This is a genomic window from Pseudomonas sp. SH10-3B, from assembly GCF_019891415.1.
GTDB lineage: Bacteria > Pseudomonadota > Gammaproteobacteria > Pseudomonadales > Pseudomonadaceae > Aquipseudomonas.
The window spans coordinates 17,797-30,323 of the sequence record NZ_JAFLXD010000016.1; the positions used below are offsets into that span (position 1 = coordinate 17,797).

The following is a 12,527-nucleotide window of genomic DNA, read 5'->3' on the forward strand; positions in this document are numbered from 1 at the left end:
GCAAGAGCAAGTGTTATGCCAGAGTTGTCTGGTTGAACACAGACAAGGGAACAGCACAAATCAAATGTGGGAGGGGGTTTGCCCCCTCCCACATTTGAATCTGTACTCGGCTCACATCAGGCGTAGTAATCGACGGCGCTGGAGCCGATCACAGTCGACGTCACGGGCGCCACTGCTTCAGCCACGTCAAGGTGGTTGCCGCTGTCGCCGCTATCGCCGCCACCCCGCCCGCTGCGACTGACACCCCCCGTCTGGGCCTGCTGTTGCTGCTGCTCCTGGCCACGGGACTGGTCGGACACGTTCACATCCACCTGCCCCATGCCTTGCTGGGCGAACATCTCGCGCAGGCGGCCGGACTGGCTTTCGAGGGCTTCACGCACCACCGGGTGGGCGCTCATGAAGTTGACCTGGGCCTGCTGGTCAGCGGTCATGTTGACCTTGATATCCAGGCGACCGAGTTCAGCCGGCTGCAACTGGATCTCTGCCGACTTGAGGTTGGCGCTGGAGAGGTACATCACGCGGTTGACGATCTCGTCGGTCCAGCCGCTCTGGTGCATGGCCAGCGGCGCATTCGTCACCGGCGGCAAGGCATTCGCGGTTCTCGGCGTAGCCGCCTGGGTCAATGCGGCCAGGCGATTGGCAAAATCATCGACGCGGGTGTCGCTGCTCGCCTCTTTCAAGTCCTTGAGACCGCCCTCGATCAAGCCGCTGAAGGCCTTGTCACCGCCCTGGTCGGTGCTGTCCTTGGTGGCTTGCTGGTCGACCATCGTGGCCAGGCCGGCGGCAAAGTTCTGTGCGGCGGTTGGCTGGTCCTGGGTGGTCGTCGGTGCGGTTTTGGCCGGTGCCTGGCTGCTGGCCGACACATGGGCGCCTTGCTCCATCGCCAGGCGCACGGCCGGCATGGCGTCAAGGGGATCGGCTTCAGGATCGAAGGCCGGCTTGGCGTCCTCGGTGGCAGCAATGGGCGCGGTCACTACCGGCGCCGCCTTGTCATCCTTGGTCGCCGCAACGGGAGCCGGGGTTTCCACCGGCACGGCTAGCGGGGTGACCGTGGCAATCAATGCAGGGTCGACCACCGGGTCCACCGCAGGCTGCTGCGCCAGGGTGGGATCGGCAGATGCGTCGTCATCCTTGCTGGCACTGTCGTCGGACGTGGCTGGCGGCTTGGCAGGCAAGGGATTGCCGCTATCGGCAACCGCTGGCGTACTGGCGGCAGGCTTGTCGTTGACCGCCGCAGGCTTGGTGCTGGTATCGGCAGGCTTGTCGCGGGCCGGCTTGGGCGAGTTGTCATCGGCCTTGACCGTGGGTTTGGAGCCTTGGCTGGCAAACACTTGAGCAAAGCCAGGGCCCTTGTCCCGTGGGTCTGCGGCCACTGCCGGTGGATTGACGGCAGGCGCTTGAGGCTTGGCCGCGGGGGCAGCCTGAAGAAGCGAATTCGGGGCGACTGGCATAGGTAAAGGTCTCCACTGCATGGGGATCGGGGATGCAGTATCAGGAGGTAGAGCAAGAGTCGGGCCAGTTTTTTTAAACGGATGGAATCAAATCTGAAACCGCTGCCGCTCCGACTCATACATCGGCTTCACCAAGGCAAATTCATCATCAATCTGATCAACCAACGCTCCCAGGTCTGCCACCGCCTCAACCGACTCAACCTCCAACCGCTGGCACAACTGCGCCAACCGCACCGCCCCAAGGTTGCCGCTGCTGCCCTTGAAGCTATGCGCAATCCGCCCCAGCGCCTTGGCGTCATCCCGCGCCTGGCGCAGCGCTTCGATGCGCTTCTGGGAATCATCGAGAAAGGTATCGAGCAACTTGGGGTACTCGCCTTCCATGACCTCCTGTAACCCCGACAACACGTCCAGGTCCATATGAATCTCAGCCACTTGCTCGCTCCTTGATCAAGAATCGGCGGATTATGCCAGAGCGCCCCAGCAAAACTCTACGCAGACACTGCGCCCACCGTCGGACCAGCGCACCTCGCTGCTCAGTTGGCGCACCAGGCTCAGGCCGCGCCCGGACAGGCGGTCGATATCCAGCGGCCGCGCCAGCACCTGCTCCACGTCGAAGCCTGGCCCACTGTCTTCAAGGCGCAGGCTCATCTTGCCGCCCGCTTCGGTGGGCACCACCTGCACATGCACGCGCACGAAACCGCTGTTCAACTGCGCCAGGCGTTCATTGCGCTGGCGGTAATACTCGGCAAAGCCCTGGGCATTGCGCTTGAGCCGCGAGTCCAGGCCCAGCACGCCATGTTCCAGCGCATTGGAATACAACTCGGCCATCACGCTGTAGAGCGCCCCGCTCTGCTCGCGCAGGCCATGGATCTCCAGCAGCAGTTGCAGCAGGTAGGGCAAGGGGTTGTAACGCTTGAGGGTCTCGGCACGAAACTCGAAACTCACCGCCCAATCCAGCGGGCATGACTGGCCGCTGTCGGCGTATAACGGCCCGGTGGCGCGCAGCGATTGTCCGGGCTGCAAGGTGATTTCCACCATGCTCACGTCATCCCGCGCTTCCCCGCGAAACGCCGCCAGGGCCTTTTCGATATCCTCGAACAGGCGATCGGGGTCGCGATTGGCGGCGAAGACCTGATGCAACCGCACGGCGCCAAACAGTTGATCGTTGGCATCGGCGGTATCCAGCACGCCGTCGGAGAGCAGGAACACCCGATCACCCAGGGCCATGGGCCAGACTTCGGTGCGGTCATCGAAGGCTTGCGCCGACAGCACCCCCAAGGGCAAATGCCGCGACTGCAGCGGGGTACGCTTGCCACTGGCGATGTCATGCACATAGCCGTCGGGCATGCCGCCGTTCCACACTTCCACTACTCGCCGCTGGGTGCTCAGGCACAACAACGTGGCGCAGCAGAACATGTCCACCGGCAGGATGCGCTTGAGCTTGGCATTCATCTCTCGCAGGATCTGCACCAGGCCGTAGCCCTTGGCGGTCATGCCGTAGAACACTTCCGCCAGGGGCATGGCCCCCACCGCTGCCGGCAGGCCGTGGCCGGTGAAGTCGCCGAGCAGTACGTGCATATCGCCCGACGGCGTGTAGGCCGCCAGCAGCAGGTCGCCGTTGAACAGCGCATAGGGCGATTGCAGGTAGCGGATATTCGGCGCCGCGTTGATGCAGCCAGAGTGAGCGACTTTATCGAACACCGCCTTGGCCACCCGTTGCTCGTGCAAGAGGTAGTCATGGTGCCTGGCGATCTGGTCGCGCTGCTGCAACACCGTGGCTTGCAAACGGCGCAGGCGGTCCATGGCGTTGATCTTGGCGGCCAGGATCAGCGGGTTGTAGGGTTTGGGCAGAAAGTCATCTCCCCCCGCATCCAGGCATTCGGCCAAGGCGGCGCTTTCGCGCAAGGACGTCAGGAAGATGATGGGGACCAGTTCCTCGCCCGCCAGCTGCTTGATCCAGCGCGCGGCGCCAAACCCGTCCATCACCGGCATCAATGCGTCCATCAGCACCAACTGCGGACGCTCGCGGGCAAATACTTCGACGGCTTCCTCGCCGTTGCTGGCAGTGAGCACGCGGTGGCCCTGACGCCGCACGATGGTCGACAGCAACAGCAGGTCGGTAGCACTGTCTTCGGCGATCAGGATCGTCAGCGCCTCAGGCGCGGGGGCCAGGGTGCTCAATTAATGTCGAACAGTTTGTCGAAGTTGGAGATGGCGAGGATCTTGCGCACATCGGAGTTGGAGTTAATCACCTGGACCTGCGCCTCTTCGCCACCGGCATGGTCCCTCAGGAGCAGGAGCATGCCCAGGGCCGAACTGTCCATGTAGGTGGTTTCTTTGAGGTCGACCACATACAACTCAGGCACCTTGTAATAACGCTCGTAGGCGTCACGAAACGTCTGGTGACTGCCGAAATCGAACCGACCTTTGATGGCGATCGTCAACTTCTTCCCATCCAGGGATACTTCTGACTCAACTGACATGCGACTGCTTCCTTGTCATTAGCAATAGACACAAGGTGTAGCAGGCGAATGGGATACGAGCAACACCACGCGACAACTGTAGGTGCCGGCGGGGTCAGAATTGTGATTGGCGCGGCAGGCGTTGCGATAGCTCGTCGAGCAGCTTCTGCTCGCGCTTGTCTTCCAAGGCCCGCGCTTCGTCGATGTAGCGCTGTACCAGTTTACGCAGCCCCTCGACCCGGGCAAACGCTGCCTGCCAGCTCTCGCGGGCCTTATCAAGGTTGTTCTGGTGCCAGGCCAGGCTCTGGCGCTGCTGGCCGACGGCCGTTTCCAGCTGATTGAGAAAGCCCTGGTAACCCATCAGCCACTGGCCCGACACCCCCTGGGTGCCGCGCTCGATCCATTGCTGCTGGTACTCGCCGCGAAAGCGCTCCAGGTCGCCCAGCTTGCTTTGCGCCAAACGGACTTGCCCCTGGAAATACCCCAGGCGCTGGACGGCGGTTTTTTCGGCCTTTTCGGCCATGTCCACCACCGGGGCCAGGCGCGCGGCGCGGCTGTTGGCCATGGCTTAACCGCCTGGCGCAGGGGCAAAGATGGACTGCAAATGCGCTTCGCTTTCACCCATGCTGATCTTGTCGTTGAGGCCCTGGCGCAAGTAGGTCACCAACTGCGGTTGCAGGGCGATCGCCAGGTCGGTGTCGCGATCACCACCGGCCACATAGGCGCCGACGCTGATCAGATCGCGGCTCTGTTGATAGCGCGACCACAGTTGCTTGAACTGCTGCGCACGCGCCATATGCTCCGGCGTGACCACCGCCGGCATGACCCGGCTGATGGACGCTTCGATGTCGATGGCCGGGTAGTGCCCCTCCTCCGCCAAACGCCGGGACAACACAATGTGGCCGTCGAGCACGCCCCGCGCCGAGTCGGCGATGGGATCCTGCTGGTCATCGCCTTCGGACAATACGGTGTAGAACGCGGTGATCGAGCCACCACCGGCCTCGGCATTACCGGCGCGCTCCACCAGCTTGGGCAGCTTGGCGAACACCGACGGCGGGTAGCCCTTGGTGGCTGGCGGCTCGCCGATGGCCAGGGCGATTTCCCGCTGGGCCTGGGCGAAACGGGTGAGCGAGTCCATCAGCAACAAGACGTTCTTGCCCTTGTCGCGAAAATATTCGGCGATGCGCGTGCAGTACATGGCCGCGCGCAAACGCATCAGCGGCGCATCGTCCGCAGGGGATGCGACCACCACCGAGCGCTTGAGGCCTTCTTCACCGAGGCTGTGTTCGATGAACTCCTTCACCTCACGGCCGCGCTCGCCGATCAGGCCCACCACGATGATGTCGGCCTCGGTGAAGCGCGTCATCATGCCGAGCAACACCGACTTACCCACACCCGTACCGGCGAACAGGCCCAGACGCTGGCCACGGCCGACCGTCAATAAACCGTTGATGCTGCGAATCCCCACGTCCAGCGGCACGCTGATGGGGTTGCGGTTGAGCGGGTTGATGGTGGGGCCGTCCATCGGCACCCAGTCTTCGGCCTTCATGCCACCCTTGCCATCCAGCGCACGACCGGCGCCGTCCAGCACGCGGCCGAGCATGCTCATGCCCATGGGCAGGCGGCCGGTGTCGGCCAGGGGCACCACGCGGGCGCCGGGGGCGATGCCGGCCAGGCTGCCGACGGGCATCAGGAAAATCTTGTTGCCGGAAAAGCCCATCACCTCGGCTTCGACCTGCACCGGGTGATAGCTGTCGTCGTTGATCACCATGCAGCGGCTGCCCATGGCTGCGCGCAGGCCTTCGGCTTCGAGGGTCAGGCCAACCATGCGCAACAGACGCCCTTCGAGGATCGGCTGACCGGGCAATTCGGTGGCCTCGGCATAGCCGCCCAGGCGCTTGGCGAAGCTGGTGCGATCAAGGCGCATCGGGGGCGTCCAGGTCCACGCTCAGGTCCGGCTCGGCCGGGTTCAGCGCCTGCTCGTGTTGTTGGTCAAGCAGCTTGGCCATGATCTGGCTGATGCGGGTTTCCACCGTGGCATCGATGCGGCTGTGCTCGGTCTCGACCCGGCAACCACCGGGCTGCAGCGCCGCATCTTCGACGATGCGCCAGGTTTCTTCATGGCGCTCACGCAGGGCTTTGACCTGTTCGAAATCCTGCGGGTTGATGTACAGCCGCACATTGCCGACGCCCAGGGGCAGCAGCTTGAGGGCTTCGCGCATCACGCTTTCGATCTGGCTGGAGTCCAGCACCAGTTCGCGCTGGATCACCTGGCGGGTGATGTGCTGTACCAGGCCGACCATGGATTTTTCGATCTGCGAATCCTGCTCGGCGATGGGATCGAACAACGTCCCCATCAGGCGCTCCAGGCTGGCCAGCTTGACGCTCAGCGCAGCCTCGGCTTCCTGGCGCACCTTGAGGGTGGTGCTGCGAAACCCGTCTTTCTCGCCCGCGGCGAAGCCCTCGTTGTAGGCCTCCTGGCGAATGCTCTCCAACTCTTCCAGGGTCAGTGGCTGGACTTCATCCAGCGGCACCTCTTCCATTTCCACGGGAGGCTCTTCGACCGGTTCCGGCTCGGGCTCGGGCACATGCGGATCGAAACTGGGCAACGACCAGATGTCGAACCCACCGACGTCCCGTGCGCGAATCAGATCGCTGGGCGCCTCATCTTTGTTCGACATGAGTGGCGCCTTAGATCATTTCTTCGCCGCCCTTCCCGCCGAGAACGATTTCTCCGGCTTCGGCCATACGGCGGGCAATGGTGAGGATTTCTTTCTGCGCTGTTTCCACGTCGCTGACGCGTACCGGGCCTTTGGCTTCGAGGTCGTCGCGCAACAGCTCGGACGCACGCTTGGACATGTTCTTGAAGATCTTCTCCTTGACGCCTTCGTCGGAGCCCTTCAGTGCCAGTACCAGCACGTCGGAGGACACTTCGCGCAGCAGCGCCTGGATGCCACGGTCGTCGACATCGGAGAGGTTGTTGAACACGAACATGAGGTCTTCGATCTGGCCGGACAGGGTGTCGTCGATCTCGCGGATCGAGTCCATCAACTGGCCTTCGACCGAGCTGTCGAGGAAGTTCATGATGTCGGCCGCGCGCTTGATACCACCCAAGGTGGTCCGCGAGGCGTTCGAGTTGCCCGAGAACTGTTTCTCGAGAATCGTGTTGAGTTCTTTCAGGGCCGCCGGCTGTACGGTGTTCAGCGACGACACGCGCAGGATGATGTCCAGGCGCACTTTATGGTCGAAGTGGCCAAGCACTTCACCGGCCTGGTCCGGGTCGAGATAAGCCACCACGATCGCCTGGATCTGCGGGTGCTCGTAGCGGATAACGTCGGCGACCGCGCGCGGCTCCATCCATTTGAGGCTGTCGAGGCCGCTGGTGTTGCCGCCCAGCAGGATGCGGTCGATCAGGCCGTTGGCCTTGTCTTCGCCCAGGGCCGAGGTGAGCATCTTGCGGATGTAGCTGTCGGAGCCGACGCCCAGGCTGGTCTGGTCGCCGACGATCTCGACGAACTCGCTCATCACCTGCTCGACCTGCTCACGGTGCACATTACGCATCTGCGCCATGGCCACGCCCACACGCTGGACCTCTTTGGGCCCCATGTGACGCAACACTTGGGCGGCGTCGGTTTCACCGAGGGACAGCAGCAGGACTGCGGCTTTATCGACCTTGGTGAGTTTGGCAACAGCGGCTCGACTATCACTCATCTGCGTTAATCCACTCTTTCACGACCTGGGCCACACGGCCCGGGTCTTCTGCTACCAGACTTTTGATTGCGTTCAACTGAGCGTCGTAACCTTCGCTCGGGCTTGGCAACAGGATGCTTTGCGGGCCACCGAGGCTGACGCGGTCGTTGGCCAGTTCGCCATCCAGGCCGCCCATGCCACCCAACTCGACATCGCTGCCACCGAAGGCTGCCAGTTGTTTCTTGCCGTTGCCGGTGATGTTGTTGAGCACCGGGCGCAGCACGCCGAACACCAGGACCAGGATGAACAACACACCCAGCACTTGCTTGACGATGTCCCAGAACCACGGCTGGGTGTAGAACGCCGCTTCGGCAATCACTTCGCCACGCTCGGCGGAGAACGGCATGTTGATCACGCTGACGCTGTCACCACGGCTGGCGTCGAAACCGACGGCGTCCTGCACCAGGCGTGTGAAGCGCGCCAATTCGTCGGCGCTCCACGGCGCACGCGTTACAGCGCCGTCAGCGGCATTGACCTTGACCTGATCATCGACCACCACCGACACCGACAGGCGATTGACGCGACCCTGCTGCTGCTTGGTGTGGCTGATGGAACGGTCGAGCTCGAAGTTCTTGGTGGACTGGTTACGCTTGTCCGCCGGGTATGGCGCAAGCATCGGCTGGCCGGTGGCCGGGTCCATGATCTGCTGGCCGTTGGCGTCCAACAGTGGCTGGCCAGGCTGGATCGCGCCAGCAGTAGCGGCAGCGCCACCGGTGGTTTGCGGCGCCGAGGCCGGGGCTGGCGGCTGGTTGCTCAGGGCACCCGGCACACCTTGCGGGCCATTGCTGGCGGTGCGTTGTTCGCTGGTGGACTGCTCACTGCGCAGGGCCGGCTGGTCCGGGTTGAACTGCTCGGAGGTCGACTCGACGGCACTGAAGTCCACATCGGCAGACACTTCCGCCTTGTAGCGGTCATTGCCCAGTACCGGTTGCAGGATGTTATGCACACGCTGGGTGAGCATGCTTTCCATGCGGCGGCTGTAGTCGAACTGCTTGCCGGCCTGGGTCAGCGCGGAGTTTTCGGCCATGTCGGACAGCAGGTTGCCCTTCTGGTCGACCACGGTGATTTGCGACTTGCTCAGTTCGGGAACGCTGGTGGCCACCAGGTTGATGATCGCCAGCACCTGGCCAGGCTCCAGGGAGCGGCCGGAAAACAGTTCGACCAGTACCGAGGCACTAGGCTTGCGCTCGTCGCGCACAAACACCGAGCTTTTCGGAATCGCCAGGTGCACGCGGGCACCCTTGACGTTGTTGAGGCTGGAAATGGTGCGCGCCAGCTCGCCTTCCAGGCCACGACGGTAGCGGGTGGCCTCCATGAACTGGCTGGTCCCCAGGCCCTGGTCCTTGTCGAGGATCTCGAAACCGATATTGCTGTCGGACGGGGTCACGCCGGCGGCGGCCAGCTTCATGCGTGCACGGGCCACATCGTCGGCCTTGACCAGCAAGGCGCCGGAGTTGGGCTCTACGGTATAGGCGATGTCGGCGGCGGCGAGGGTTTCCATGATCTGCTTGGAATCCATGCCCGCCAGGCTGCCGTACAACGGCCGGTAATCGGGTTGCTGCGACCACAACACCACGGCAAAACCAATCGCCACGCTGGCAGCCAGGCCGACCATCAGGCCCACCTGACGCAACATGGTCATTTCCGAGAGGTTTTCCAGGAACGACAGGCCAAACAGCGGCGGCTTGCCGTCTGCCTTGGCGGGTACGTTGTCGGAGACTGCTTCTGCCATGACTTAAATCTCGCCCTTAAACCGGCATCTGCATGATGTCTTGATAGGCCTGAACCAGCTTGTTACGCACTTGGGTCAGGGCCTGGAAGGAGACGCTGGCCTTTTGCGAGGCGACCATCACATCGGTAAGGTCCACGCCACTTTTGCCGATCTCGAACGCATTGGCCAACTGGCTGGAGGCTTGCTGAGTGTCACTGACTTTATTGATGGCCTTGCCGAGCATGTCGGCGAAGCTGCTTTGGCCCAATTCCGGCGCTGGCGCGACGGATTTCGGTTGTGCCATGGCATCCATTTGCATGGAGCGCATATCCAACATCAACCGATTGAACTCAATACCCTGGCTCATGACCTTCTCTCTCCAACCCGCAAATTTTTGACACTACGTAGCGATTACTAGGGGAGGTAGCAACAAGGGTGCCAGCTCTGTATCAACTCGTAAGAAAAGGCGACAAACCTTGTCGACCTTGTTACCGGTTACGTGGCAAACAAATACGCTTCCACATCCATACCGGCGTCGCGCATCTGCGCCAGCTTGTAGCGCAGGGTGCGCGGGCTGATGCCCAGGCGCTCGGCGGCCTCTTTGCGACGGCCACGCTCGGCGCGCAGGGTGTCGATGATCATCTGGAACTCGCGGCGACGCAGGTCGTCGCCCAGGCCTCCGGCAGGCTCCGCCTCTGCAACCACCGGCACGGGCGCCAACGTCGGCAATGGCGCTGCACCACTGCCCATGGCCAGGCAGAAATCCTGGGGTTGGATCAAGCCACCCTGCTGCAGAATCAGCGCGCGCTGGATGGCGTTGTCCAACTCCCGTACGTTGCCGGGCCAGGGATAACTGATCAGGCAGGCCTGGGCTTGCGCCGACAGCCGTGCCTGGGCGTGCTTCATTTTTTTGACGTGGTTGTTCAGTAGGCGCTCGGCCAGCGGAATGATGTCTGCCGGGCGTTCACGCAGCGGGCGCCAGGCCAGGGGGAACACCGAGAGCCGGTAGAACAGGTCTTCACGGAAGCGCCCCGCCGCCACTTCGCCAGCGAGGTCGCGGTTGGTGGTGGCGACCACACGGATATCCAGCTGGATCGGCTTGCGCGCCCCCACCCGCTCCACTTCGCGCTCTTGCAGCACGCGCAGTAGTTTGGCTTGCAGGCCCAGGGGCATTTCGGAAATTTCATCGAGCAGGATGGTGCCGCCATCGGCCTGTTCGAACTTGCCCGCCTGGGCCGCGATGGCGCCGGTGAACGAGCCCTTTTCGTGGCCGAACAGGGTGGCTTCGAGCATGTTGTCGGGGATCGCCGCGCAGTTGATGGCGATAAACGGTTGCTTGGCGCGGGTCGACTGCTGGTGGATATAACGCGCCAGCACCTCTTTACCGGTGCCGGACTCGCCGGAGATCAGCACGGTGGAATCACTGCGCGCCACGCGGGCCGCCAACTCAAGCAATTGTGCACTGGCCGGTTCGAAGGCAATCGGGCCTTCGCCTTCGTTGGCGGCAATCACGCCCAGGGCATGCCGCGCGACCAACTCGATCAGCGCTTTAGGCTCAAAGGGTTTGACCAGGTAATCCGCCGCGCCCTGGCGCATCGCGTCCACGGCTCGTTCAACCGCACCGTGGGCGGTCATCAGCAGCACCGGCAGTTGCGGCTGACGCGCACGCAGCAGGCCGAGCAACTGGTGGCCGTCCATGCCGGGCATGTTCACGTCGCTGACCACCAGGCTGAAGGTTTCCTGCTCCACCGCTTCCAAGGCGTCCTCGGCAGAACCGACCGCCCGGTAGTCATGGCCCGCCAACAACAGCGTGTCAGCCAATGCTTCACGCAGGGCGCGATCGTCTTCCACCAACAGAACCTTGATAGCCATATCCTTACTCCGCGCTTGCCGCGCATGAAAACAGCGGCAAGGTCATCAATGCACAGGTGCCACGTCCCACACGGGAATGCAGCTGCAATTCGCCCTGATGGGCGCGCGCCACGGCCTTGACCACGGTCAGGCCCAGGCCGGTACCGTTGGTCTTGGTGGTGAAAAAGGGTTCACCCAAGCGCTTGAGCACCACCGGATCGATACCGCTGCCGCTGTCGCTGATGCACAGGCGCAGGGTTTGCTCGCGGTTGTACAGGTGCACCTTGAGCCGCGCGCCGGGGTCGCTGGCCTGGGTGGCGTTTTCGATCAGGTTGAGCAGCGAACCTACCAGGGTGTCGCGGTTGCACAGCAACTCGCCCAGGTGGCTGTCGCACTGCCAGCGCACCTGCACGTCTTGAATATGAGTAGCGGCCGCAGCTTGCAGGGCCTGCATCAGCTCGGCCGGGGTGATGCGGTCGGTCAGCGGCAATTCGCCGCGGGCGAACACCAGCATGTCGCGCACCTGGTGCTCCAATTCATGCAGGCGCTCCTTGAGACGCCCGGCAAAACGCTGGTGGGTGGCGGCCGGCAATTGCTCATCAGTCAAATGACTGGCGTAGATCAACGCGGCCGACAACGGTGTGCGGATCTGATGCGCCAAAGAAGCGACCATCCTGCCCAGGGACGACAAACGTTCGTGGCGCGCCAACTGGTCTTGCAGGTGACGGGTTTCAGTCAGGTCGTTGAGCAGCACCAGTTGCCCCGGCTCCGCGTCCAGGGAACGGGTGGCGATGGACAGGCGGCGCCCGTCCTTCAGGGAGATTTCGTGACCATCGTCCTCACGCGGCGCAAAGCAGCGGGTGATGACGTGGCGCCACAGTTCGCCTTCCAGCGGCAGGCCGAGCATGTCGCAGGCGGCCGGGTTGGCTTCACGCACGCGGCCGTCTTCATCGATGACGATCACGCCACCGGGCAACAGCGACAGCAGGTTTTGCAGGCGGTTGGCCAGGCGTTCTTTCTCGGCCAGCTCTTCCATGCGCTGGGCACTGACCACGGCCAGTTCGCCTTTAAGCTCGGAGACCCGGGCTTCCAGCAGGCTGTAGGAATCGGTCAGTTGGCTCGACATCTGGCTGAACTGCGAGAACGCCTGTTCAAGACCCTGGCGGATCGGCGGCTCTACAGGCGGAACCAGCCCCTGGATGGCAGGGGCCGAAGATAGTTGGGCGGCGTGGGGCATCATGCTCTCTCGCTTGGCTGACCGTCAGTTAAACGGAACGTTGCGAGGGCTGTAGCAATAGTTGT

12 protein-coding genes are annotated in these 12,527 nt (G+C 63.0%); all 12 read right to left on the reverse strand.

Annotation, left to right across the window (positions count from 1 at the left end):
* Positions 1–116: 116 nt before the first annotated feature.
* On the reverse strand, positions 117–1,451 hold the full coding sequence (locus J1G35_RS14265; protein ID WP_223015239.1) for a flagellar hook-length control protein FliK: 1,335 nt from the start codon (positions 1,449–1,451) through the stop codon (positions 117–119).
* Between the two features lie 87 nt (positions 1,452–1,538).
* Positions 1,539–1,883 (reverse strand): Hpt domain-containing protein, encoded by a 345-nt coding sequence (locus J1G35_RS14270; RefSeq protein ID WP_053133247.1) that lies wholly within the window; start codon positions 1,881–1,883, stop codon positions 1,539–1,541.
* A 30-nt stretch (positions 1,884–1,913) separates the two neighbouring features.
* Positions 1,914–3,632 carry a fused response regulator/phosphatase gene (locus J1G35_RS14275; RefSeq protein ID WP_223015240.1) on the reverse strand — a complete coding sequence of 573 codons (1,719 nt, stop codon included), beginning with the start codon at positions 3,630–3,632 and terminating at the stop codon, positions 1,914–1,916.
* Positions 3,629–3,934 (reverse strand): STAS domain-containing protein, encoded by a 306-nt coding sequence (locus J1G35_RS14280; protein WP_223015241.1) that lies wholly within the window; start codon positions 3,932–3,934, stop codon positions 3,629–3,631. The genes J1G35_RS14275 and J1G35_RS14280 overlap by 4 nt, the downstream gene beginning before the upstream one ends.
* A gap of 94 nt (positions 3,935–4,028) precedes the next feature.
* Positions 4,029–4,478, reverse strand: a complete 450-nt coding sequence (fliJ, locus tag J1G35_RS14285) for a flagellar export protein FliJ (RefSeq protein ID WP_053133238.1) — start codon at positions 4,476–4,478, stop codon at positions 4,029–4,031.
* 3 nt (positions 4,479–4,481) lie between these two features.
* Positions 4,482–5,840, reverse strand: a complete 1,359-nt coding sequence (fliI, locus tag J1G35_RS14290; RefSeq protein WP_223015242.1) for a flagellar protein export ATPase FliI — start codon at positions 5,838–5,840, stop codon at positions 4,482–4,484.
* On the reverse strand, positions 5,830–6,594 hold the full coding sequence (gene fliH, locus J1G35_RS14295) for a flagellar assembly protein FliH (RefSeq protein WP_053133231.1): 765 nt from the start codon (positions 6,592–6,594) through the stop codon (positions 5,830–5,832). The genes fliI and fliH overlap by 11 nt, the downstream gene beginning before the upstream one ends.
* Positions 6,595–6,604: 10 nt before the next feature.
* Entirely contained in the window at positions 6,605–7,624 is a 1,020-nt protein-coding gene (gene fliG / locus J1G35_RS14300) for a flagellar motor switch protein FliG (protein WP_048720872.1), read from the reverse strand.
* On the reverse strand, positions 7,617–9,395 hold the full coding sequence (fliF, locus tag J1G35_RS14305) for a flagellar basal-body MS-ring/collar protein FliF (RefSeq protein ID WP_053133228.1): 1,779 nt from the start codon (positions 9,393–9,395) through the stop codon (positions 7,617–7,619). Before fliF ends, fliG begins: the two co-directional genes overlap by 8 nt.
* Positions 9,396–9,411: 16 nt before the next feature.
* Positions 9,412–9,741, reverse strand: coding sequence for a flagellar hook-basal body complex protein FliE (gene fliE / locus J1G35_RS14310; RefSeq protein ID WP_053133226.1), 330 nt, complete (start codon positions 9,739–9,741; stop codon positions 9,412–9,414).
* Between the two features lie 128 nt (positions 9,742–9,869).
* Positions 9,870–11,246: a sigma-54 dependent transcriptional regulator gene (locus tag J1G35_RS14315; RefSeq protein ID WP_223015243.1), complete on the reverse strand. Its 1,377-nt coding sequence runs from the start codon at positions 11,244–11,246 to the stop codon at positions 9,870–9,872.
* A gap of 4 nt (positions 11,247–11,250) precedes the next feature.
* A complete protein-coding gene (locus J1G35_RS14320) occupies positions 11,251–12,462 on the reverse strand; it encodes an ATP-binding protein (RefSeq protein ID WP_223015280.1) in 1,212 nt (403 codons plus the stop codon).
* Positions 12,463–12,527 lie beyond the last annotated feature (65 nt).

Excerpts from the sequence above, each read along its gene's own strand:
- J1G35_RS14265 (WP_223015239.1), bottom strand. The coding sequence starts at position 1,451 with ATGCCAGTCGCCCCGAATTCGCTTCTTCAGGCTGCCCCCGCGGCCAAG.
- J1G35_RS14280 (WP_223015241.1), bottom strand. The coding sequence starts at position 3,934 with ATGTCAGTTGAGTCAGAAGTATCCCTGGATGGGAAGAAGTTGACGATC.
- fliJ (WP_053133238.1), bottom strand. The coding sequence starts at position 4,478 with ATGGCCAACAGCCGCGCCGCGCGCCTGGCCCCGGTGGTGGACATGGCC.
- fliI (WP_223015242.1), bottom strand. The coding sequence starts at position 5,840 with ATGCGCCTTGATCGCACCAGCTTCGCCAAGCGCCTGGGCGGCTATGCC.
- fliH (WP_053133231.1), bottom strand. The coding sequence starts at position 6,594 with ATGTCGAACAAAGATGAGGCGCCCAGCGATCTGATTCGCGCACGGGAC.
- fliG (WP_048720872.1), bottom strand. The coding sequence starts at position 7,624 with ATGAGTGATAGTCGAGCCGCTGTTGCCAAACTCACCAAGGTCGATAAA.
- fliF (WP_053133228.1), bottom strand. The coding sequence starts at position 9,395 with ATGGCAGAAGCAGTCTCCGACAACGTACCCGCCAAGGCAGACGGCAAG.
- fliE (WP_053133226.1), bottom strand. The coding sequence starts at position 9,741 with ATGAGCCAGGGTATTGAGTTCAATCGGTTGATGTTGGATATGCGCTCC.
- J1G35_RS14315 (WP_223015243.1), bottom strand. The coding sequence starts at position 11,246 with ATGGCTATCAAGGTTCTGTTGGTGGAAGACGATCGCGCCCTGCGTGAA.
- J1G35_RS14320 (WP_223015280.1), bottom strand. The coding sequence starts at position 12,462 with ATGCCCCACGCCGCCCAACTATCTTCGGCCCCTGCCATCCAGGGGCTG.